We start from the raw sequence: 22,137 nt of genomic DNA, 5'->3' as shown, positions 1-22,137 counted from the left end.
CGAATGGTAAGGCCAGCCCCCGACCCGGAAGAAGTTCAAAGGCGAGCCTCTCACGCGTTTGGCGAGCCGTCGGTGCTCACTGGGCGGCAGCGCAAGATCATTCACATCGACATGGACGCGTTCTTTGCGTCTGTCGAACAGCGCGATAACCCGGAGCTGCGCGGCAAACCCGTAGCTGTGGGTGGAGCAGGTGAGCGGGGCGTCGTGGCGGCTGCCAGCTACGAGGCCCGCAAGTTCGGTGTCCGCTCTGCTATGGCCTCGACCATGGCGCGGCGCCAATGTCCCGACCTCATCTTCGTGCCACCGCGCTTTGATGTGTACCGAGAGATCTCGCAGCAGATCCGCACAATCTTCGCCGAATATACGCCGCTCATCGAGCCGCTCTCGCTCGACGAGGCGTATCTCGATGTCACCGAGAACATCAAAGGCGTCACATCGGCCACGCGGATCGCAGAGGAGATCCGGGCGAAGATCCGCGAGCAGACGGCTCTGACGGCTTCAGCTGGCGTGTCCTACAACAAGTTCCTGGCCAAACTCGCCTCGGACTACCGAAAGCCGGATGGCCTCTTCGTGATCACACCCCGGATGGGTCCTGACTTCGTCGAGGCTCTGCCGGTGGGCAGGTTCCATGGCATCGGACCTGCCACCACGGCAAAGATGAACCGGCTGGCGATCCAGACCGGCCTGGACCTGCGATCCCAGACCCTCCCGTTCTTGCAGGAGCAATTCGGTAAGGCCGGATCTTACTACTACTGGATTTCCCGTGGCGTCGATCACCGTCCCGTGCAGCCGAACCGGATCCGCAAGTCGGTTGGAGCGGAAAACACCTTCTCGAACGATCTGATTGCTTTCGAAGAGATGAAGCAAAGCCTCGTGCCGATCGTCGACAAGGTCTGGCGTTACTGCGAGGGGACAGGCATCCGCGGACGCACGGTCACGTTGAAGGTCAAGTATGCGGATTTCCAGCAAGTCACCCGCAGCCGATCCTTGGCGACCCCGATGGATAGTAAGGCGGCATTAGAACACGCAAGCATCGAGCTTCTGAAATCCCTGCTGCCTGTGTCGAAGGGTGTGCGCCTGCTTGGGATCACCCTCTCGGCGCTCGGGGCGGATGAGGATCACGAGAGCCCGCAACTGACTCTGGCGCTCTGAGGTTTGGCGCCGCGGTAGGTCCTCAACCCATCAGAACAGTCGGCTCATGCCCCTCTGGCTGTGGCCGCGCCACAGTTCCTCCCCGTTATCCACAGCCCTTGGCTAGGCCTCTCACGTTGACTCTGCCCGTGGGAGCATGTTCATTTTTTGTTCCATTTTGTAGCAGTGAGTCATGGAGCATGACGGTGTCCCCAAGTTCCTCATCGCCCATCCGCCCCTTGAGCCTCGCTGCCTTGCCCGCATGAGCAGGACCCATGCATGCCAAGCCCCCGGAGGCCATCGCGGAGTTACGGCGGCAGATTGCGCACCTCGAGCGCGGGTCGCAGCGCCGCCGGCCCCTACCCTTCGGCGTGCCACCCATCGACGAACACCTTCCTGGCCATGGCTTGGCTCGTGGCACCCTGCACGAGATCATCGAGGCAGGAGCGGCTTCCGAGTTTGCCGGAGCCGCCACCCTGTTCACGGCCGGCATTGCCGCACGGCTCAAGGGACCGGTTCTCTGGTGCCTGACCCGGCGCGACCTCTTCGCCCCTGGCCTGCTGCGGGCCGGGTTGCATCCGGATCGCGTTATCTATGTCGAGACCTTCCATGACCGGGATATCCTGCCCCTCGTCGAAGAGGGCCTGCACGAGAAAGGCCTCGGAGCGGTTGTTGGCGAGGTCACGCGGCTCGGCCTCACCGCCTCACGCCGACTGCAGCTGGCAGCGGAGTCCTCGGGTGTCACCGCTCTCCTGCTCCGGCGCTGGTGGACCGTTGCCGACAAGGACCTGATCCGGCTGCCCACCGCCGCTTCGACCCGTTGGCGCGTAGCACCAGTGGAATCCGAACGCCTACCGGCTCCCGGCCTCGGCCGGGCCCGTTGGCAGGTCGACCTTGTGCGCTGCCGTGGCGCTGAACCCCGATCCTGGATCCTGGAGGCCTGCGATGCGAAGGGTCGTCTCGCTTTACCTGCCGACCTGGCCGACCGACCGGATCCGGCGCAGGTTCGGCGAGCCGCCACGCGATAAGCCGCTCGTGACCGTGGGTGCCACGGGTTCCCGCCGCCTGATTGCGGCCGTGGACGCAACGGCGGATGGTCTAGGGCTGCGCATCGGTATGCCACTCGCTCAGGCGCAGGCACTCGTGCCTGAGCGGCCTTGGTGTGCCAAAGTGGAGGTGTTGAGAAGCAAGCGGGTGTAGAAGTGGGGGCAGCCTCACCGAGATCATTCGCGGAAAAGCCCACCGCATCCGGGTGCGTGAAATAACTCGTCGCCAGCACCGGCGGCGGCGAGGCTGGTGCCCCGATGTCCCGCTTCCCTGCACCGGCATGCAGGGTGAGCGTTGCCCCACGGATGATGGGCTTCTGGTCGGTCATTCGAGGGACCCTGTCAGCTGGAAGGGCTCTGCCATCCATGCCTATGGAAGAGCCCCTGTGGCTCAATTTCTTAATCGGCCTCAGAGAGGCCCGCAAAGTTGATCGGCTTGGTGCGATCGAGCGAGGCATGGACCGGAGGCATGGGATATTTCAGTCCGGTCGCGCAATTGAACAACACGGCACGCTCATCCTTCCGGACCCGGCCGTCGGCCAGTGCCTGCTTATAGGCTGCCATGGTTGCTCCCCCCTCCGGGCATAACAACAGGCCATCGGCTCGCGCCACGGACTCAACTGCTGCCATGATCGCTTCATCCGACACGGCGATGGCGAACCCACCGCTATCGCGGACAGCGCGGAGAATGAGAAAGTCCCCGACCGCTTGGGGTACGCGAATGCCGGATGCTATCGTGTGGGCCCCCTCCCAGCGAATTGCGGCCTCGTCGCCAGCCTCAAAGGCGCGCACCATGGGCGCGCAACCGGCTGCCTGTACGGCGACCATCCGGGGTCGCTTGCTTCCGATAAAGCCGATGGCCTCCAGTTCAGCGAAGGCTTTCCACATGCCGATCAGACCAGTGCCGCCTCCCGTGGGGTAGAAGATCACGTCGGGAAGCTCCCAGCCGAGTTGCTCGGCCAGTTCCAGACCCATCGTCTTCTTGCCCTCGATCCGGTAGGGCTCCTTCAGGGTCGAGACATCAAACCATCCCGTGACTTCACGACCTTGCCCCACGAGCTTGCCGCAATCGTCAATCAGTCCATTGACCCGGTAGACCGCGCCTCCCTGCAGCGCGATCTCGGAGAGATTGATCTCGGGCGTGTCTTCGGGACAGCAGACAGTAGCGCGGATGCCAGCACGACTCGCATAGGCGGCGAGAGCCGCCCCGGCATTGCCATTGCTCGGCATCGCCAAGTGCTTGAGACCAAAGGCTTTGGCCATGGAGACGGCCATCACAAGCCCGCGGGCCTTGAAGGATCCGGTTGGAAGCCGACCCTCGTCCTTCACGAGAACCTCCCCTCCGCCTAGGTCCTGCAAGGACCGCGTAAGAGGAATGAGCGGCGTGGCCACTTCACCCAGACTGATGATGTCGGCCACCCGGCGCACCGGGAGCAGTTCGCGCCACCGCCAAAGGTCGTTGGGTCGTGCCGCCACCGTCTCCTTGCTGAGCGCGGCGCGAACGCCGTCCAGATCATAGCGAACCAGCAAGGGCTTGCCTGCGCGAGACAGGTTATGTGGTTGGTCCGCCTCATAGATCTCGCCCGTCCAAGAGCACTCAAGGTGAGTGACGAAGGTCGGCCGCTCAGTGGTCAGATTTGTGTTCATATTCACGGTATCGCCTTTCGACGCCACAGCGTCATGCAGAATGGGGACACACTTCGCGGTAACTTAGACCATATGGCAACCAGCTAAACACCTCCCTCAAGAGGTGCTCAATATCTCCACATTGGCGCACCAAGGCCGTTGGGACCTCCCCCGAATCCGTCTGCGAGATGCCTCGGCAAGGTGTCTCGGGTTCCACTGCCGATTCCGGCGCGGCCCAGACTCTGAAATCCTCTGCCCTTTAGGAACGTCCGGTATTCCCTACCAGGGCTGACATTCGGTTTACTTCCGAGACGTGCCAAATGCGGGCCTCGTCGGCCAAATTCGCTAAGAGTACGTGATCCAGCACCCGACCGAGAGACAGTGAGGCGGGGAAACCTCGATCATGTGAGGGCGTTTGCCAAGATACATTTCGCCTATCGCGGCGCTTTAAAAAATCTCCATGGCGCGCCCGGGCTGGCCCTATATGCCACAATGTTCGTCCTTGGTTACCCTCAAGCCCCCCACAGAAGGAACGGTGCATTTGCGACGGCTCGTTGTCATCTCCAATCGCGTAGCTATCCCGGACGCCACCGGAAAAGCTGCTGCAGGAGGCTTAGCCGTGGCCCTGCACGAGGCCTTTCAAGCTTACCAGGGGCTGTGGTTCGGCTGGAGCGGCAAGGTTGCAGCCCATCCGGCGGTCCATCCCAAGATCATCGATAAGGGACAGGTGCAGTATGCTGTCATGGACCTGACATCGCTCGATCGACAGGAGTACTATAACGGCTTCGCCAACCGGGCGCTCTGGCCCATCATGCATTATCGGATTGGCCTGTCCGAGTTCTCGCGGGCTGACTACGCAGGGTACTTGCGGGTCAATCGGAGCTTCGCCAGTGCACTGGCCCATCTGATCCAGCCTCACGATCTTGTCTGGGTTCACGACTATCACCTTATCCCCCTCGCGAGCGAGTTGCGGGCTGTCGGCATCACCAACCCGATCGGGTACTTTCATCACATTCCCTGGCCTGCTCCTGAGGTTTTTGGAGCTCTTCCAGGCAGTACAGAGCTCCTGCGCGTCATTCCGGACTATGATCTTGTGGGCGTGCAGACAGAGCGGGATGCCGACAACCTCAGACGCAGCCTCGTCCAGGAACTTGGCGCAATCCACCGCAGGGCAGACCTTCTCGACGTCGGAAGCCGACGAGTCCGCATCAAAAGCGCTCCAATCGGCATTGACGTCAATGGGTTCCAGCAAGCAGCCCAACGCTCCGGCTCAACCCGGCTTCTGAAGCAGACGATTGCGGGTCTGGGGTCCCGCAAGCTGATCATCGGGGTTGATCGGCTGGATTACTCAAAAGGCATTCCTGAGCGCATGGAGGCTTTCGAGCGCTTTCTGGTCAGCCATCCGGATCAGCGGGGACGGGTGACCTATCTGCAGATTGCCCCAACAAGCCGCAGCGAAGTGCCCGAGTACGCAACCCTCAGCCGAGACGTGAATGAGACGCTGGGGCGGATCAACGGCTCCTTGGGAGAGCCTGGCTGGGTGCCGATCCACTATGTGACGAGCACCTATTCTCGCGCGGTCCTTGCTCGCCTTTATCGGCTGGCCCGGGTCGGGCTCGTGACCCCCATGCGCGATGGGATGAATCTCGTGGCCAAAGAATACGTGGCAGCTCAGGACCCGCAGGATCCCGGTGTTCTCATCCTGTCGAAATTCGCCGGATCCGCTGAGGAGCTCACCGATGCACTCATCGTCAATCCGAACGATAAGGTCGAAGTCGCGGAGGCGTTTCAGCACGCGCTGCACATGAGCCAAGAGGAGCGGGTCGCTCGCTGGCAGGCGATGCTGAAGATTCTTTGGAATTCCGATGTCTCACGGTGGGCGGCGGCATTTATCAAGGATCTGGCCGCTACCAAGGCAAGCAAGGGACGCAGCAGAACGAGGCCTGCTAGAAAAGAAGATGAACGATAGGAGCCGCCAAACCGGTTTCTTGCCTGGGCTAACGTAAGGATTTCCAACAAGCAGAGTATGAGCCTCAGGTGGACTGCGATGTTTGCATCGCAGTCTTTGCATTGGGTCCAGTGCGAGCAGACCTTATCGTGAAGCGATCGATCTGACATGGAGGTGAGCAGCCCTGCCACTCGTTCAGCGATTCTTGTTGCGACTCGCACCGACATTGCCGCGTGGCGCATCGCGACCCGCCGTCTGGTTGCTGCTTTCCTGCGACAGCTTGCGCCATCGGGTGAGACGCTCCGGGTCCAGCACACCTGCCGCGACGGCTTCTTGAACGGCGCAGCCAGGTTCATGGGCGTGGGTACAGTCGCGAAACCGGCAGTGAGGGGCGAGCTCGGTGATTTCAGCGAACAGGGTCTCGATGCCAAAGGCCGCATCGCTGACGCGGAGCGAGCGCATTCCCGGCGTGTCAATTACCCATCCGCCACCGGCTATGGCGTGAAGCGAGCGCGAGGTCGTGGTGTGACGTCCTTTGGCATCGTGTTCGCGAATGCCCCCGGTTTCCTGGGCCCGTCCCGGCGTCAGGCCCGCCAGAGTGTTCACCAACGTCGACTTGCCGACACCCGAGGATCCGACCAGCGCCACTGTCTGCCCGTCATGGCACCATGGGGCGAGAGCAGCTGCGGCATCTCCAGATCGGGGGTTTAGGATCACAACGGCCAGCCCGCGTTGCAGCGCGCTCGCCTGATTTAGATACGCCGGCGCATCCGTCGCAGTGTCAGCCTTAGTCAGCAGAATCACCGGATTGGTCCCGGCCTCGTTCGCCAACGCAAGATAGCGCTCAAGCCGGGCGGGATTGAAATCGGCATTGCACGAGGTGACGATGAACAGCGTGTCGACATTGGCACCAGCAAGCTGCGGGGTCTTGCTGCCTTCGGTACGACGCTCCAGCACCGTCTTGCGGTTCAATCGGCGATGCAGCAATCGGGTTTGTGGGTCGGCAAGCACCCAGTCCCCCACGGCAAAATCGCCAGTCTGGCTATGAACCGGAAGCGTCAGTCCGACCGGCCCGGTCTGGGATATGGCGGTCAGGCGGGCGCGGTGAACGGTGGCGATACGATGGGGGGCAAGCCCGGCCTCATGGGCTTCAAGTTGATCCTCGAAAAAATCAGACCATCCCAAACTTGAAAGAGACACGGGACGGGTGTTCGAGGCCTCTGTCACGGTTTTTCCAATCACACATTGTCACAATCAGAGCGAGCATCCTTTAGAGATGAGCTGACCGCCGAGAAACAGGAACCCACGAGTACGGGACACTGTGTTGGCGCTCGTGACCCACCTCCCCTGAGTATTCCGACTGAAATGACAACAGGGTGTCGAGCCATGAGATCCGTACGAGACTGTTTCGCCGGCCTCGAATTCAAGACCGGCAATTCCTGCTATCGTCCCATGGGGCAAATAAGGCGCACAGGAATGTTGCGGATCAACTGCCAAGATGACTCCTCGCCCGCCTTGTTGTCAGACCTTTCCAGGTCCGTCGGATCCGGAACCACTCCTATTGTATGCCGTATTGGCGCTGATGCCTCTGCTCGTGTCGCTGCTGCTCGCTTCGCCTTTCAACTCACGTTCGGCCTGATGCCAAAACTCAGCCTCGTGGCCTTCTCGGCTGCCGTGCTGCTCCCACAGCTCGTAGGCACGCTGTCTCACCCGGTTCTCTGTATCGTTGGCATGCTGTTCCATATCGTGGTCCCTCCGTCATTCTGTTCCAGAATGATATGATCTCAACGAAGGCTTATTGAAGGTCAACCTAAGACATATGGAAATAAAACTGAGTATTATTATGTATGAAAATTGCGTAGATTATTGTATAATCAACTCTAATTCCTCATCTTCCTGAAGAATTATCAAATATTTTTATCTCTGAAGATCATACTGCTAGCTGGCAACGTCGTTTCGCAGCGACATTAATATTTCTACCGCTACCCTACAAACCTATGGCTGGGGCAAGAGGCAGCTTTTGCCTTCCGCCTGCCTCTCCCACAAATTGGACCAATCATGAAACCGGCACGACTTCTCCTCACCGTCACTCTCCTCGGCATGCTCGGCGCCACCCAAGCGATGGCCGAGTGCCAGATCGCCGATGCCAAACTCGAAGAAGCCATCCTGCAAAAGCCCGAGCTTCGCGGGAAGGCCAATCGCCAGACGGTTCGGGACCTGCGCAACTTACGCGATGCTGCGATCACGCTCTGGTCTTACGGGCGGCATGACGATTGCGAGCGCCTTCTGGGCAACATCCGCGAACTTCTCTCCGGCCCGCCAATGAACTCCTTGGGTGGCAACGATGAAGAGGATGCGGAAACCCAGATGAGCGCGCGCGAGCCGAAGGTCCAGCGCGGCGCGGTCCAGGGCCGTCGTGCCGATAAGGATGCCAGGCCGCTCATTCACATCGACGAGCTCGCTCCAGGTTTGAGGGCCGACCAGATCATCGGGGCAGAGGTGCGAAGTGCCGATGACAAAATCGTCGGAGAGGTCAGAAACGTCGTGTTTGGCACCAAAGACCGCCGCGACTACGCTATTGTGGCGTCAGGAGGTTTCTTCACACCCGGCAAGGACAGCATCGTCGTTCCGATCCGTTCCCTTAAGGTCTCGCAGGAACGGGACAGCTTCTTCCTTCCCATGACCGAGGCAAGCGTCAGGACTGTGCCGCACATGCCTGATCAGGACTACAAATGGCTGGCGGATGAAGCATGGCGCACCCGAAATGACGCGCTCTTTGCAGGGCGCCCATAACTACTGGAGGGGTTTGGCCCGCGTTTCAGTGCCACGGCGTTCGTGGCACTCCTATTCCTCGCGGAGCAGTGCTCGGATCATCTCAAGCAGTCTTTCCGGACGAATGGGCTTTTCGACGAAATAGGTGTCAACGGCGGTTCAAAAGTCGACCACGGGGCGGCGCAAAACTGGGCCAGTGGCGGGCGCGCTGACCACATAGCTGGCGCGTGCCATGGCGCATTGGCCCCCTGGGCCAATTGTCATCGGGTTGATTTCAGGACGATGTTTGCCGTTTGCGCGATCGGCTATGAGCAAGACGGTAGCTCTCGCCGTTCATCTCGAGGATGCTGACATGGTGGGTCAGTCGGTCGAGAAGTGCGCCCGTAAGGCGTTCTGAGCCAAGGGTCTCGGTCCATTCGTCAAAGGGCAGATTGCTGGTTATGAGGGTGGCGCCGCGTTCGTAGCGTCGCGAGATCAGCTCGAACAGCAGCTCCGCCCCGGTCTTCGAGAGGGGCACGAAGCCCAGTTCGTCGATGATCAGCAGCTTGTATCCGGCCATCTGCCTCTGGAGACGAAGCAGGCGGCGCTCGTCACGGGCCTCCATCATCTCGCTGACCAGGGCAGAGGCTGTGGTGAAGCCGACGGACAGTCCCCTTTGGCAGGCGGCCAGCCCGAGCCCCAGGGCGATATGGGTCTTGCCGGTGCCGGAGGGGCCGAGGGCAATGACATTCTCGCGCCGCTCGATCCACTCGCCACGCGCCAGCTCTAGGACCTGCATCTTGTTCAGTCTCGGGATGGCGGCGAAGTCGAAGCTGTCGAGGCTTTTGACGGCCGGGAACTTCGCGGTCTTGATGCGCCGCTCGACCATCCGCCGCTCGCGGTCGATCAGCTCCATCTCCACGAGCCGGGCCAAGAAGCGGACATGGTCAAGCCCCTCGGTGGCGCATTGGCGGGCCAGCTTCTGGTGCTCGCGCAGGAATGTGGGCAGTTTGAGCGCCTTGAGGTGGTGGGCGAGCAAAATCTCGGGAGCTTCAGCGCTCATGCGGCATCCTCCGAGATCAGGCACATATAGGCCGCCGCCGATGTCTTCTCGACCCTGGCTTTCGGCAGATAGGGGTAAACATCGAGGTCCAGCCGCGGCGGTCTGCGCTCCACCCGGCACAGGACCAGATGCTTGACCGCATCGAAGCCGATCGCCCCCATCTGCAGGGCCTGCTTCACCGCAGCATGGAGATCCGGGAGATTGAAGAGTTCCAGCAGCCGCAGCACCTGCACATATTCGCGCCGGCCCTGCTTGTTCATGCGGACTTCCATCAAGCCGCGCAAGGTCGCGAACTCCTCGGGCAGGTCCCATCCCTGCAAAGGAGCGGCCTGATCGAGTGCGTTGATCTTGTTCTCGATCAACGGGAGGTAATGTAGCGGATTAAAGATCACCTCTTCCCGCTCGTAGCTGCGGGGATGGCGCGCAATGACCTCGCTGCGGCAGCCGATCACCACCTCGTCGACATAGCCCCGGATCCAGACATCCTGATGGCCCCAGGCCACGGGCACCGAGTAGTCGTTGGTCTTGTAGCGCACGAGCGACTGCGATGAGACGCGCCCGCTGGCCTGATCGCAGGCCTCAAATGGCGAGGCCGGCAGGGGACGCATGGCCGCGGTATCCCGCTGCAGGCGCTGGCCGATCGTCTCGGCCGGCCCCCGCAGCTTGTCATCCTGCCGCTTGCGACATTGCCCCTCCAGCCAGGTGTTGAAGGTCTCCCAGCTCGGGAAGTTCGGGATTGGCACCATGAAGTTGCGACGGGAATAACCGACGAGGCCCTCCACATTCCCTTTGTCGTTCCCCTTGCCCGGACGACCGTAGCGATCCCGGATCACGTAGTGCGACAGGAAACCACTGAACAACGCCGCCCGCTTGCGCGTCCCGTCCGGCAGGATCTTTGCCACCAGGCAGCGGTCATTGTCATAGAGCACCGACTGCGGCACCGCACCGAAGAAGGCAAAGGCCTGGATGTGGCCGTCCACCCAGGCCTCAGACACAGCCGCGGGATAGGCCCGGACGAAACACGCATCGCTGTGCGGAAGATCAAGCACGAAGAAATGCGCTTTCTGCTCCACCCCGCCGATCACGACCACCGCCTCCCCGAAGTCGGCCTGCGCATGGCCGGGTGGGTGCGACAGCGGCACAAACATCTCCTGGCATCGCCGCTCGCGCTCGCGGATGTAGTCTTTGATCGTCGTATAGCCGCCGGTGAACCCATGCTCCTCCCGGAGCCGGTCAAACACCCGCTTCGCCGTATGGCGTTGCTTGCGGTGAACCGACCGATCGCCCTCCAGCCAGGCATCGATGATCGGGACGAACGTTTCCAGCTTCGGGCGCCGGACAGGAGCATGACGCCGATAGCCGGGCGGCTCCGCATAGGCCATCATCTTGCGAACGCTGTCGCGCGATATGTTGAAATGCTTCGCCGCCTCGCGCTGGCTCATGCCTTCAGAGCACGCCAGCCGAACCTTCCGGTAAAGTTCCACGGTGAAAATCCCCCAGCCCTCCCTGCAACCGGCAGAAAGGGAATAGGTGGACGACTTTTGCGCCGCCCGCAGCGGGTCTATCCCGCCGCTACCGTGGTCAAATTTTGCACCGCCGTTCTCAGGGTGGCCGCCGGACCCATGGTGCGCGTGATTTCCATTAGCCTCAGGAAGTCGAGTGCTGCTCCATTCCTGTCGAATTGTTCCTGAGCGGTGTTTTCTAGGTGATGTCCAGGGTCTAAACATCTAGATGCCGTCGCCGAACGGTCAGGTCTCAGCAAGGGTGGGCTACTCTACAACTTTTCCACCAAGGAGGCGCTGCTTCAGGCCATGGTCCAGCGCCTCGTCGACGAGGTTTCGGCGGAGCGAGAGGCGCTCCGAGCCGAAGCCGAGCCCGGGCGGAACCTGGAAGCACGTCTGTGCACGGCGGCGCTGCTCAAACTGCGCAAGGGCAAGACGAAGGAGGTTGCCAGTGGCATGCTGGCCGCTTCGGCCGAGAACCCGCGCCTGCTCGATCCCGTGCGCGAGGTCATCAAGGCGACCCTGGAGAACCTGAAAGCCACGTCGGATGATCTCGACGCGGCGCTGTTGGGTTGGCTGGCCATTGAGGGCCTGAACAGCCTGGAAATGCACGACCTCAATCCCTTCTCGGAGGAGGAGCACCAGCGGGTCGTCGAAGCAGTCAACCGCCTCTTACGCCAGGGCATCGCTGAGTAGAGCCCTTAGGCGCAACACCCGGGGAATTTGTCGTGAAGAAGACAGCTCCGCCGCGGGTTGTTGGACCGGGTTAGGCACGTCAGGCAAGGCGGACGAGGCACATTGGAGGCGCAGCACGCAACCTGCGAACTGCTTGAGATGGCTCATTCATGAACTTTCGCACGGAAGGTCTGAAACGGGTCGCCCGAGGAAATTACAGGCCCCCTGGGCAGGCCCCCTGGGAGGGTCTGCAACTCCCCGCTCGACCGGACATTCGACCTACTTCGCAGATGTGCCAAACGGAGACCTTGGTGATCCTCAAAGCCGTGGGCCTCGTTCGCCCAGAGGTGACGGCAATGCTGTTCGGAACGCCCCAGAGTTTCGGTTGTCGAAGCGCGCCCCTATAACTCTTCGCATTAAGCGTGCAGCGCAGCAGCGAAGATTCCTTCTCAGGGCACGCGATAGTGGCGATTTTGATCACCGTGGGCTGTCCCTAGTTGAGCCTAAGGATAGGTGCTTCCCCATCTCAGGAAGGGTAGGCGGAAGCGCCGCTTTCAGGTGCAGGGTGACGCGGCATAGGCCGATACGTCCCGTGCCAGGATGCGACCAGCTCCCTTGGCACCGACGATACGTCCGCCTTCGGCCACGATTTGGCCGCGCAGCAACGTCGTCACCGGCCATCCGGTGACCTCGAACCCTTCCCAGGGCGTGTAGTCGGCACCGTGGTGCAGGATCTCCTGGCGGATGACCTCGCGCCGGTTCGGGTCCCAGAGCACGATGTCCGCGTCGAAGCCGACGCCGATAGAACCTTTGCGTGGATAGAGGCCGTAGATCTTCGCGTGGTTGGTGGCGGTCAGTTCCACGAAACGGTTGAGGGAGATCCGTCCTTTGGAAACGCCCTCCGAGAACAGAATGGGCAGGCGGGTCTCAACACCGGGGATGCCGTTCGGCACCCAGCGGAAGGAGGTCTTGCCGTTCGGGTGGAGCTTGCCGGACGGACTGTCGTAGCGGAATGGGCAATGGTCTGAGGAAAAAGTCTGGAACACGCCGCTGCGTAGACCCTCCCAAATAGCCGCCTGGCTCTCAACGTCTCGCGGCGGAGGCGAGCAGACGTATTTCGCACCACTCATGTCCATGTCCGGACCTTGTAGGTCCTCGGCGGTGAGCGTGATGTATTGTGGACAGGTCTCGGCATAGACCTTGAGGCCGCGGGACTGTGCCCAGCGGATCTGCTCCATCGCCTCGCGGCCCGACACATGCACGATCATGATCGGCACATCGACAAGCTCCGCATGGCTGATCGCCCGATGCGTGGCCTCCCGCTCCACGATCTCGGGGCGGGAAACCGCATGATAATAGGGAGCGGTCCGGCCCTCGCGCTCGAGGCGCTCGGTCATGTAGCGGATCGCGTCGTATCCTTCCGCGTGAACCATCACGAGGGCGCGCTCCCGGCGCGCAACCTCGAATACGTCGAGAAGCTCGCGGTCCTTCAGCACGAGATCATCGTAGGTCATGAAGACCTTGAACGACGTGTAGCCGTCCTTGAGCAGTGCGGGAAGCTCCTGCCCTAGAACCTCAGGTGTCGGATCAGAGACGATCAGGTGGAAGGCCGTGTCGACGTAGCACTCGCTCTCGGCCTTCCGCCGGTAGTCCTCGACGCAGGCGCGCAAAGAAGTGCCCCGCTGCTGGAGCGCGAAGGGAAGGACTGTGGTATTGCCGCCGGCCGCGGCCGAAGCTGTGGCGGAGGCGAAGTCATCCGCCATCACCACGCCGGGCCCGGAAGGTTGCGCGATGTGAACATGGCTGTCTATGCCCCCGGGGAGCACGAGGAGCCCGGCAGCATCGATTTCGCGCTGGGCGCGAAGATTCTCGCCCAGCGCTACGATGCGCTCACCCCTGATACCCACGTCGCAGCGGATCGTGTCGGATGCGGTGACGATAGTGCCACCCCGGATCGCGAGATCGAGCTCCATCGGCGTCCTCCTCAGGCGAGCGCGCGGTCGAGGCTTGTGATCAGCCGGTCGACCTCCTCTGGCGTATTGTAGTGCACCATGGAGACGCGCACCACGCCATTACCTTCGGCAAGGTCAAGGTGCTCGATCAGACGACGGGAGTGGAAGTCCCCGAAGCGGATGCCGATCCTGTCGGCTTCTATGGAACGCACGATCTCGGCCGAGTCGCGTCCGTCCACCTTGAAGGCGATGGTCGGTACGCGGCGATCCGTTGCGCTGTCACGGCGCCCGACGATGCGCACGTCGTTGCGGTCCCTCAGATAGGCGAGGAGCTTTTCTCCCAGAAGGGTCTCGTGCGCCGCGATCTTACCGAAGGCGCGGTCGATGGCGGCCCGGTCGCCGGTGCCGCCGCCGAGGGCGTCGATGTAGTCCACGATGCCGGCCGAACCCCAGGCGAGTTCGTAATTAGTGTTGCCGGGCTCGAGCTTCATCGGCACCTTTTCGCGGCCGTAGAAGTAGTGATAGAGCCCGTCGAGCTCGAGCAGCTTCTCGTACTTGCCGTACATCACGGCGAAGTGGGGGCCGTAGGTCTTGTAGAAGCTGAAGATGTAGTAGTCGACGTCGAGATCGTTCACGTTCACAGCCCGGTGGGGAGCATAGGCAACGGCGTCGACGACGATTTCGGCGCCCCGCTCGTGCACACGGCGCGCGATCTCCTTGACCGGGTTGATGGTGCCCATAATATTTGACGCATGGGTCACCGCCACAAGCCGGGTCCGTTCGGTCATCAGGCGATCGAGTTCATGCAGGTCGATCTCGTAGCTGTCGCGATCGATGGACCATTCCTTGATGACGATGCCGCGCTTCTCCAGGGAGCGCCATGGACCGATATTCGACTCGTGGTCGAAATTCGTGACGACGATCTCGTCACCCGGCTTGAGGCGGCCTTCCATGGCTCGGGACAGGAACTGGGCGAGGACGGTGGTCGAGGGTCCCAGCACAATCTCCTCCGGGCGTTCCGCGCCGAGCAGCCGCGCGATCTTGGCGCGGGCCTCCATGAGCCGGCTCGTGGCCCGTTGCGAATGCTCGTAGCTAGCGCCGGTCTGCACGCTCGTGGTCAGGAGATACTCCGAGATGCGCTCGGCGACATTGCGCAGCACCAGGGAGCCACCAGCATTGTCGAAATAGGCGAAGCCGTCCGCCAGGGCCGGAAATTGGGAGCGGACGAAGGCGAGATCAAGGGACATGGATGCACCTATTCTGCGGACGGTTGGATCGAGCCGACGACAAGCGGCTCGTGGAGGTGATGGAAAATGCAGTCTTCGGGGGAGCCGCTTTCCCACATGAACATGAGAAAGTCGCCGTCGGCGCCAATCGCCGCGATTGGAGCGTGCCAGAGGTTGCGGGCGTAGTTGACCCCCTCGCCCCGATGGCCGACGAACGCTTCGGCCCGCTCGAGATCGGGCAGCCCGGCTCGGTCCTCCGGCGCGACAACGATCAGAAAACGCTCAGCAGAGAGAGCCACAAACGTCTGCGACGACAGAGGATGCCGTTCGAAGGTCACGAGCCGCATCGGCAGCGGTCCACCGCAGGCCCGGTAGACTGCAAGCACGGGCTCGCCATCGCGAGAAGCGTGGTCGAAGCGAGTGTCGGTGTCGAAGCGCAACGCCCGCCCGTCATTGACCAGGCGGCTGCGTTCCGGGTCGAAGGACAGCACCTCGCCGAAAGGGCTGAAGACTGACGGCGTCAAGCGTTTTGGGGACAGGGTCTGCACTGATGTATAAGCCTAGTGGGAAAGGACGGCCTGAAGGAAGCTTCTGAGGCGCGGGTCGCGTGGCGCATTGAAGATCTCGTCGGGAGGCCCCTCCTCGACGATTCGTCCTCCGTCCATGAACACCACCCGGTCAGCGACTTTGCGGGCAAATCCCATCTCATGAGTCACGACGACCATGGTGACGCCGGTCTTAGCAAGTTGCTGCATCACATCCAGGACCTCGCCTACCATCTCCGGATCCAATGCGGAGGTCGGCTCGTCGAAGAGCAGGACCTTCGGCTCCATGGCCAGCGCCCTGGCGATGCCGACGCGTTGCTGCTGCCCGCCGGAGAGTTGCGCCGGATATTTCACCACGTGATCCTCGAGCCCGACGCGGGCCAGAAGGCGCTGGGCGCGCTCCTCCGCTGCCGCCCATGACAGGCCGCGCACGCGGACGGGCCCGAGCGCAACATTGCGGAGTACGGTCATATGCGGAAAGAGGTTGAAACTCTGGAACACCATTCCCACCTCGGTGAGCACGGTGCTCTTGCGACCGCGGCCAACCTCCGCCCCGTCGACGATGATCACACCGCCGTTGTGCTCCTCAAGCTGGTTGATGCAGCGGATCAGGGTAGACTTGCCTGACCCGGACGGACCGATGATGACGACGATCTCCCCCTCTTTTACCCTGAGGTCGATACCGTGCAGCGCTTGGAAAAGGCCGAACGATTTGATGACGTTTTTCATCTCGATAATCGGGCGCGTCATCGTCCCCTCACCGCAAGTCGCTTTTCGAAAACCCCGACGAGGCGCACGAGCGGCATCAGGATCAGGATGTAGATGATGGCCGCGCTGATAAGGGGCGTCGGGTTCGCCGCCAGCGCCTGCGCCTGCGTTGCCTGCTTCAGCAGGTCAGGCATCGCCACCACGGATGCGAGGGCCGTGTCCTTCATCACGTTGATGGAATTGGATGTGATCGGCGGGATCACTATCCGAAGCGCCTGCGGCAGCACCACGTCGCTCATTCGCCGCCAGGGGCTCAGGCCGAGGGCGCGGGCGGCCTCGAACTGGCCCCTCGGCACGGCCTCGATGCCCGCCCGGAAGATCTCCGCGGAATAAGCGGCGGAAACGAGGCTCAGGGCGGAGGCGGCGGCCCCGAAGGAGGAAAGCCGCAGCCCGACGAATGGCAGTGCATAGTAAATGACGACGAGCAGAACCAGGATCGGGATGGAGCGGAAGAGGTCGATGTAGGCGACGGCGATCTGCCTTAGGGGTGAGCTGGCATAGAGCCGGACCAGCGCGAGAACCAGCCCGCCGATGAAGCCCAGGACGATGGCCGTCACTCCCAGGGTCAGCGTGGTGGTCAGGCCCGACAACAGGAGGGGAAGGGTTTGGACGAAAACCTTCCAGTTCAGGAAGGTGTCGAAGATGGACATGACGGGCAGCGCCTCAACATTCGTGGCCATGCCGAGCGTCCGGCACAGGTGCCGGACGCTCGGTGAGAGTTGCTCGTTAGAGCTTGGGCATCTCCATGACCTTGACGGTCGTCGAGTTCGGCTCGGCCTTGGCGCCGAACCACTGCTCGTGGATCTTCGCCAGGGTTCCGTCCTGCTTCATCTTCGTGATCTCGGCGTTGACCTTTTCCGCCAGCGGGCTGTTTTTCGCGAACATCATCGAATACTGCTCGCCGGTCGGGATGCGCTCCACCACCTGATAGATCGGCTTGTCCTTGATGTAGTACTGGACGGCCGGAATGTCGCTGACATAGCCGTCGATGCGGCCCGCAGCGAGGTCGAGCATCGCGGGGGCCAGGCCCTCGTAGCGACGGATGTCGGAGAACTTGTACTTCTGCTGGTTCTGCGTCGACCACATGTCGCCGGTCGAACCCGTATCGACCGCGGCCACCTTGCTCGCCATACCGTCCAGGTTCTTGATGCCCGAGTTGGCTCGCACCGCCAGCGATTGGTCGCTATCGTAATAAGGCTGGGCGAAGGATACCGACTCGAGACGCTTCTTGGTGATGGTGATCGAGGATACGGCGGCATCAACCTGACCCGATTGTACCGCAGCAAACAGCCCATTGAACGGAATGTTCACGAAGGACACGTTCATGTTCAGGCGCTTGCCGACTTCCTTGGCGACGTCGATCTCAAAGCCGACAATCTCGCCCTTTTCGTTCTGGAACTCCCACGGAACGTTGCCGACGTTCGCTCCGACCTTCATGTCGGCAGCAGAGGCCATCGTCCCTGCCGACATCGCTAACACGGCGGTTAAGGTTGCGGCGAATGTGCCGCGCCGAGTGAATTTCACTGACATTTGGTCCTCCATTTTGCACGCCGGATCCATCGCCGGCGATCGCTTCTCTGCTGCCGTCTGGTGGCCGGCTCCTTGGAAAACTTGCAAAGGCCGGTGATATTGGCCAAACTGGTCTTACCAATCTGACCAGTTGAACGTGCAGCTATCCTGGCGCATCGTCAAGACAAATCGTGCAGCTTGGAGGCAGTCAAAGATGGGGCCACAGAGGCGTGACCCGGAACTCCATTGGCTTTCGACGTGAGAATGGGTGGAGACAGCAGATGATGAGCGATGCAGTGAACCTGCCGGAATTGGAGCTCGCGGACCGCACCCCCGTACCACGCGGCATCGTCGAATACATCCAGCGCCTGATCCTGAAGGGTGGCCTTAAGGCTGGCCAGCGTCTTCCTTCCCAACGGGAACTGGCGGAGCAGCTAGGCGTGAGCCGGCCGTCAGTGCGGGAGGCACTGACTGTGCTTGAGACCATGGGTCTTGTGACGGTACGGGTGGGCAGCGGGGTGTTCGTCGCCAAAGCCGATGCGCGCCGGCCGCTGTGGCGCTACTCGGACCGCTGCACGCCGGCAGATGTTTACGAGGCACGCCTGGGGCTGGAGGGTTACGCTGCCAGGCTCGCAGCCGCTCGCATCGACAAACCTGCCGAGGAACGCCTGCGACGGTGCACCGACGCCATGCGAAACGCCCTTGAGATAGGTGACGTGATTAGCCTCGCCGTCAACGACACGGAGTTTCACGACATGATCTTTGAGCTCTCCGGAAACCCGGTTCTCGCCGCCATGTACCGGCCAGTCCGCGAAATGCTCGTCGAGAGTCAACGACTTCCCATGGCGCAATTCGATCGCCTGAGTGAAACCGTGCGTGAGCATGAGGCGATTCTGGAGGGGATAGCCAGCCAAGATCCCGACACTGCGGAAGTGGCAATGCAATGTCATATCCGCTCGGCTGCGGGCCGGTTTGGCATCTCGCTCTGAGGAGTACGACGTCCGCAACAGAAGCGACTTTATCGGATGCCCAAGCGGCGGCGGTGCCCGCGCGGACGCCCAACGAGCTCCCAGGTGCTTATGAAGCGACTTTTGTTCCAATGACCGGCACAGCAATCCAATGGCCGATAAATCCGCCAGCTATCACCAAAAAAGCCATCGCCTTCGGCAGGAGCATGCTCCGGAAGGTCGGCTTGGGGTCAGGAGCCGAGATTGACTGTCCTTTAGGAACGTCCGGTTCCATGAGGATTGTTGCCTTAAAGCTTTGGTCTCAGGTGTGCCATTCCAGACCTCCGGAAGTTGAAAATCTCTAATCCTATGCGGCTCGTTGAGACCTGATGAGCGACTTGTTTGATGTTTGGCGCGACTGGGTTGTGGAGCACGCTGCGCCTTATGTATGCGCGGGAACCCTTCTGGTCTTCATGTTCCCGGGTGCAGTCTCCTGTTCGTTGCACGCGTGACAACCCAGCCACCGCGCGCATGCACCGCGCGCATGGACCATCAGGCACGGGGTGCCGTTCGCGCTCCGACTCGCGAAGCGCGTTCGTGGTCCTGCGATGTAGGATAAGAATCGGTGTGGCTGCCGAAGGCTGGGTTGCCCTACGGCTCGACTCTTGGGGGTAGCTGGCATCGTCACTGGCAATAGAACCGTCAGCCGCGCCAAAGGATGCACCAGTTGCGATGAATGGGACTGATCAGTCCGATGAAGCTGCTTCACACTCGGCCTGATATTGCGTTGTGGTGGATCCCACTTTCTAAGCATCCGTGTCGTGGCGTCAGCGCATACCTGAAGGGCGTTATTCTCGTTGATACGCGCTCGGGACATATTACATATTGCGTATCGCAGTGCACAAGAAACAGGTCGAGTACGATGTTGGTCGCTATCCTCAAAAGCGTTGGGCGTGAAATCTGGACGACCCTGGTCCGTACGGGCGAGCGTCGCGCTGCCCGCGCCATGGCAAACTCCAAGGGCGGCACCTACCACTACTGACGGCGTCGCTCACCTGATCCAAGCCTACCCGGTCGGCGGGCTCGCGATCTTGGATATCGGCACAAGGGGCCGATGCGAGCGAGGCTCAGGACGACGTGCCCTTGAGCCGTTTCCTGACTTCCTCCACGACCCTTCCTGCCGTGATGCCAAAATGTTCGTACAGATCGGTTTCGGCTCCCGATGCGCCAAAGCCGCTCATTCCGACAAACCCGCCGTCCTCACCGATGTAGCGGTCCCATCCCAGGCGTACGGCTGCCTCCACCGCCACCCGTACCGTCCCCCTGCCGAGGACCTTCTTGCGGAAATCCTCGTCCTGGGCATCGAACAGTTCCCACGACGGCATGGAGACCACCGCTGTCGAAATCCCTTCCGCCTCTAGTTGCCTGCGGGCCTCGACCGCGATGCCGACCTCGGATCCCGTCGCGAAGATCGTCACCTGCCGTACCCCACTCTCGCCTTCCAGCAACACGTAGGCGCCACGGCGGGATCGGTTCTCGCCCGAGCCATCGGTGCGCACCGGCTCCAGGGTTTGGCGGGCGAAGATGAGCGACGACGGTCCTCCCCTGTTGCCAAGCGCGATCTCCCAGCACTCGGCCGCCTCCACGGCATCGGCAGGGCGAAGGACCAGCATGTTGGGGATCGCCCGCAGCGATGCCAGATATTCCACAGGTTGGTGAGTGGGACCGTTCCGGCCGATGCCGATGGAGTCGTGACTGAACACGAACGGCACCGGCAGGTTCATCATGGCGGCGAGCCGCAATGTCGGTCGCATGTAATCGGAAAACACGAGATAGGTCACGCCGACGGGCACGACCCCGCCATGGGCCGCCATTCCGTTCTGCATCGCGCCCATGGCATGTTCGCGGATGCCGTAGTGAACATAGCGGCCGCCGTGGTCCGACGCCGTGAACGGCGCGAGCGCACGCTTGTGCTTGGTCGCCCCCTCGAGGTCGGGTGCGCCCGAGATCAGCTCTGGTATCGCTTCCGCCAGAATGTCGACGATGTCACCGGACAGCTTGATGCCGGATTCAGCCGATGACTCTCGCGCGGCCCGCTCGCGGAAGGACCGCAGCGGTTCCTGCCAGCCCTCGGGCAGGCGTCCTTCCCTGAGCCGATCGAGGAGGCGACGCTTCTCCGGAGGCAGCGCATCGACACGGCTTTGCCACGCTTGGTACTCCGGCAGGCTCCGCCGACCGGCCTCGCGCCAGGCACTCAAGGTGTCGTCGGGGATCTCGAAGGGGGCATGCGGCCAGCCAAGGTACCGTCGGGCCGCCTCGGCCCCTTCCCTGAAGATACGGGCACTGTGCGCCGCGCGCGTCCCCTCCACCTCGGGCAGCCCGCGGCCGATGACCGTCGTGCAGCGGATCATCGATGGCCGCGGATCCTTCTTGGCAAGCAGGATTGCCGCGGACACGGCATCGACATCGTGGCCGTCGACCTCCTGCACGTGCCATCCGCTGAGGCGGAAGCGCGCGGGCATGTCGTCACTCAGCGCCAGGTCGATCACCCCGTCGTCCGTCATCCGATTGTCGTCCCAGAGGAAGACCAGCTTGCCAAGGCGCAGGTGCCCGGCCAGCGAGATGACCTCCTGCCCGACGCCTTCCTGGAGGCAACCGTCCCCAACGAAGGCGTAGGTGTAATGATCGACGAGGTCCCGTCCGAGCCATTCGCCCAGGAACGCTTCGGCAAGCGCCATGCCCGCCGCATTGGCGATGCCCTGGCCCAGGGGGCCCGTCGTGACCTCGATCCCGCAGGTCGGGTCGAACTCCGGATGGCCCTCGCAGTGGGATCCGAGTTCGCGGAAGCGCTTGATGTCGTCGAGGGTGATCTTCTCATACCCGCTCAGGTGCAGAAGGGAATACAGCAGCATCGATCCGTGGCCGTTCGACTGGACGACGCGGTCCCGGTCGAACCACAGCGGATCCTTCGGATTGAACTTGAGGTGACACGTGAACAGAGCTGTCGCCGTATCCGCTGAGCCCAGCGGGGTCCCCGGATGCCCCTCGCCCACCCGCTCGATGGCGTCGATCGAAAGGAAGCGGATGGCATTCGCCATGGTGCGTGGATCGGTCATGTTCATGATGCTGGTTCCTCCAAGCAAGGCTCCCAGGGAGCTCTTATCGATTCAAATCGTCTTGCCGCTTCAAAGCGGACGACGGCGGGTTCGGGCGGGCATCGGATCGTCGTAATTCGCCATCAGCCGCGATGAGGACGGCACGGAAATCATTCACGTTGGTGAGCTTAGTCCCGTAACGACAGTATCGCCCAAGGCCTCGAAGAAGCCGTGACCGTCGTCTCGCCGCCGGACAGCAGGACGCACGGTGCGGCGAAGGGCTGACCTTTCCGGGCGACCTGACGCCGGGTCCGCGGACGCGACGGCCGCTGCGAAGAGTGAGTGCAGGATAC

Annotated in this window: 18 protein-coding genes; 6 read left to right on the top strand and 12 right to left on the bottom strand. The window is 61.9% G+C overall.

The window, feature by feature from the left end; all coding sequences use genetic code 11:
• The first annotated feature begins 3 nt into the window (after nucleotides 1-3).
• Nucleotides 4-1,152 (top strand): DNA polymerase IV, encoded by a 1,149-nt coding sequence (gene dinB, locus BB934_RS31025; protein ID WP_099513735.1) that lies wholly within the window; start codon nucleotides 4-6, stop codon nucleotides 1,150-1,152.
• A gap of 254 nt (nucleotides 1,153-1,406) precedes the next feature.
• Nucleotides 1,407-2,159, top strand: coding sequence for an ImuA family protein (locus BB934_RS31020; RefSeq protein ID WP_099513734.1), 753 nt, complete (start codon nucleotides 1,407-1,409; stop codon nucleotides 2,157-2,159).
• A gap of 417 nt (nucleotides 2,160-2,576) precedes the next feature.
• Here BB934_RS31020 and BB934_RS31015 read toward each other — a convergent pair whose 3' ends face one another.
• Complete coding sequence (locus BB934_RS31015; RefSeq protein WP_418294788.1) at nucleotides 2,577-3,824, bottom strand: threonine synthase; 1,248 nt, start codon at nucleotides 3,822-3,824, stop codon at nucleotides 2,577-2,579.
• 520 nt (nucleotides 3,825-4,344) lie between these two features.
• Here BB934_RS31015 and BB934_RS31010 point away from each other — a divergent pair.
• Nucleotides 4,345-5,772 carry an alpha,alpha-trehalose-phosphate synthase (UDP-forming) gene (locus BB934_RS31010; RefSeq protein ID WP_099513733.1) on the top strand — a complete coding sequence of 476 codons (1,428 nt, stop codon included), beginning with the start codon at nucleotides 4,345-4,347 and terminating at the stop codon, nucleotides 5,770-5,772.
• Between the two features lie 174 nt (nucleotides 5,773-5,946).
• On the opposite strand, the gene rsgA is transcribed toward BB934_RS31010, so the two are convergent.
• Both rsgA and BB934_RS31000 read right to left on the bottom strand, forming a co-directional pair.
• Nucleotides 5,947-6,978, bottom strand: coding sequence for a ribosome small subunit-dependent GTPase A (gene rsgA, locus BB934_RS31005; RefSeq protein WP_237050504.1), 1,032 nt, complete (start codon nucleotides 6,976-6,978; stop codon nucleotides 5,947-5,949).
• A 294-nt stretch (nucleotides 6,979-7,272) separates the two neighbouring features.
• Nucleotides 7,273-7,494, bottom strand: coding sequence for a DUF2934 domain-containing protein (locus BB934_RS31000; RefSeq protein WP_099513731.1), 222 nt, complete (start codon nucleotides 7,492-7,494; stop codon nucleotides 7,273-7,275).
• Between the two features lie 315 nt (nucleotides 7,495-7,809).
• Between BB934_RS31000 and BB934_RS30995 the strand changes: the two genes are divergently transcribed.
• Nucleotides 7,810-8,544, top strand: a complete 735-nt coding sequence (locus BB934_RS30995; RefSeq protein WP_099513730.1) for a PRC-barrel domain-containing protein — start codon at nucleotides 7,810-7,812, stop codon at nucleotides 8,542-8,544.
• A 253-nt stretch (nucleotides 8,545-8,797) separates the two neighbouring features.
• Here the strand turns inward: BB934_RS30995 and istB are convergent, their stop codons facing one another.
• Together istB and istA are read right to left on the bottom strand one after the other, a co-directional pair.
• Complete coding sequence (gene istB, locus BB934_RS30990) at nucleotides 8,798-9,565, bottom strand: IS21-like element helper ATPase IstB (RefSeq protein ID WP_099508287.1); 768 nt, start codon at nucleotides 9,563-9,565, stop codon at nucleotides 8,798-8,800.
• Nucleotides 9,562-11,049, bottom strand: coding sequence for an IS21 family transposase (istA, locus tag BB934_RS30985; RefSeq protein ID WP_157933989.1), 1,488 nt, complete (start codon nucleotides 11,047-11,049; stop codon nucleotides 9,562-9,564). Before istA ends, istB begins: the two co-directional genes overlap by 4 nt.
• A 327-nt stretch (nucleotides 11,050-11,376) precedes the next feature.
• Between istA and BB934_RS30980 the strand changes: the two genes are divergently transcribed.
• Nucleotides 11,377-11,763: a hypothetical protein gene (locus BB934_RS30980; protein WP_099513729.1), complete on the top strand. Its 387-nt coding sequence runs from the start codon at nucleotides 11,377-11,379 to the stop codon at nucleotides 11,761-11,763.
• Nucleotides 11,764-12,296: 533 nt separating this feature from the next.
• Here BB934_RS30980 and hydA read toward each other — a convergent pair.
• The 6 genes from hydA to BB934_RS30950 form a co-directional block, all read right to left on the bottom strand.
• On the bottom strand, nucleotides 12,297-13,715 hold the full coding sequence (hydA, locus tag BB934_RS30975) for a dihydropyrimidinase (RefSeq protein ID WP_099513728.1): 1,419 nt from the start codon (nucleotides 13,713-13,715) through the stop codon (nucleotides 12,297-12,299).
• Between the two features lie 11 nt (nucleotides 13,716-13,726).
• On the bottom strand, nucleotides 13,727-14,941 hold the full coding sequence (locus BB934_RS30970) for a cysteine desulfurase-like protein (protein ID WP_099513727.1): 1,215 nt from the start codon (nucleotides 14,939-14,941) through the stop codon (nucleotides 13,727-13,729).
• Between the two features lie 8 nt (nucleotides 14,942-14,949).
• The gene (locus BB934_RS30965; protein ID WP_099513726.1) at nucleotides 14,950-15,468 is read right to left on the bottom strand and encodes an ureidoglycolate lyase; all 519 of its coding nucleotides are present in this window, start codon (nucleotides 15,466-15,468) and stop codon (nucleotides 14,950-14,952) included.
• Between the two features lie 12 nt (nucleotides 15,469-15,480).
• Entirely contained in the window at nucleotides 15,481-16,215 is a 735-nt protein-coding gene (locus BB934_RS30960; protein WP_099513725.1) for an amino acid ABC transporter ATP-binding protein, read from the bottom strand.
• The gene (locus BB934_RS30955) at nucleotides 16,212-16,883 is read right to left on the bottom strand and encodes an amino acid ABC transporter permease (protein WP_099514284.1); all 672 of its coding nucleotides are present in this window, start codon (nucleotides 16,881-16,883) and stop codon (nucleotides 16,212-16,214) included. Before BB934_RS30955 ends, BB934_RS30960 begins: the two co-directional genes overlap by 4 nt.
• A 76-nt stretch (nucleotides 16,884-16,959) precedes the next feature.
• Entirely contained in the window at nucleotides 16,960-17,763 is an 804-nt protein-coding gene (locus tag BB934_RS30950) for a transporter substrate-binding domain-containing protein (protein WP_099513724.1), read from the bottom strand.
• Between the two features lie 260 nt (nucleotides 17,764-18,023).
• On the opposite strand from BB934_RS30950, the gene BB934_RS30945 reads away from it, so the two are divergent.
• Entirely contained in the window at nucleotides 18,024-18,731 is a 708-nt protein-coding gene (locus tag BB934_RS30945) for a FadR/GntR family transcriptional regulator (RefSeq protein WP_099513723.1), read from the top strand.
• 1,085 nt (nucleotides 18,732-19,816) lie between these two features.
• Here BB934_RS30945 and tkt read toward each other — a convergent pair.
• Nucleotides 19,817-21,811 (bottom strand): transketolase, encoded by a 1,995-nt coding sequence (gene tkt / locus BB934_RS30940; RefSeq protein WP_099513722.1) that lies wholly within the window; start codon nucleotides 21,809-21,811, stop codon nucleotides 19,817-19,819.
• Between the last annotated feature and the right edge of the window lie 326 nt (nucleotides 21,812-22,137).

The sequence above is a fragment of the Microvirga ossetica genome, from assembly GCF_002741015.1.
Lineage (GTDB): Bacteria > Pseudomonadota > Alphaproteobacteria > Rhizobiales > Beijerinckiaceae > Microvirga > Microvirga ossetica.
The sequence above is the reverse complement of the archived record's forward strand: the minus strand, read 5'-3'. Positions and strand labels throughout refer to the sequence as shown.

Bases quoted from the DNA above. Each gene is read 5' to 3' on its own strand.
- dinB (WP_099513735.1), top strand. From the start codon at position 4: ATGGTAAGGCCAGCCCCCGACCCGGAAGAAGTTCAAAGGCGAGCCTCT.
- BB934_RS31020 (WP_099513734.1), top strand. From the start codon at position 1,407: ATGCATGCCAAGCCCCCGGAGGCCATCGCGGAGTTACGGCGGCAGATT.
- BB934_RS31015 (WP_418294788.1), bottom strand. From the start codon at position 3,824: ATGAACACAAATCTGACCACTGAGCGGCCGACCTTCGTCACTCACCTT.
- BB934_RS31000 (WP_099513731.1), bottom strand. From the start codon at position 7,494: ATGGAACAGCATGCCAACGATACAGAGAACCGGGTGAGACAGCGTGCC.
- BB934_RS30995 (WP_099513730.1), top strand. From the start codon at position 7,810: ATGAAACCGGCACGACTTCTCCTCACCGTCACTCTCCTCGGCATGCTC.
- istB (WP_099508287.1), bottom strand. From the start codon at position 9,565: ATGAGCGCTGAAGCTCCCGAGATTTTGCTCGCCCACCACCTCAAGGCG.
- BB934_RS30980 (WP_099513729.1), top strand. From the start codon at position 11,377: ATGGTCCAGCGCCTCGTCGACGAGGTTTCGGCGGAGCGAGAGGCGCTC.
- hydA (WP_099513728.1), bottom strand. From the start codon at position 13,715: ATGGAGCTCGATCTCGCGATCCGGGGTGGCACTATCGTCACCGCATCC.
- BB934_RS30970 (WP_099513727.1), bottom strand. From the start codon at position 14,941: ATGTCCCTTGATCTCGCCTTCGTCCGCTCCCAATTTCCGGCCCTGGCG.
- BB934_RS30960 (WP_099513725.1), bottom strand. From the start codon at position 16,215: ATGACGCGCCCGATTATCGAGATGAAAAACGTCATCAAATCGTTCGGC.
- BB934_RS30955 (WP_099514284.1), bottom strand. From the start codon at position 16,883: ATGTCCATCTTCGACACCTTCCTGAACTGGAAGGTTTTCGTCCAAACC.
- BB934_RS30950 (WP_099513724.1), bottom strand. From the start codon at position 17,763: ATGTCAGTGAAATTCACTCGGCGCGGCACATTCGCCGCAACCTTAACC.
- BB934_RS30945 (WP_099513723.1), top strand. From the start codon at position 18,024: ATGATGAGCGATGCAGTGAACCTGCCGGAATTGGAGCTCGCGGACCGC.
- tkt (WP_099513722.1), bottom strand. From the start codon at position 21,811: ATGAACATGACCGATCCACGCACCATGGCGAATGCCATCCGCTTCCTT.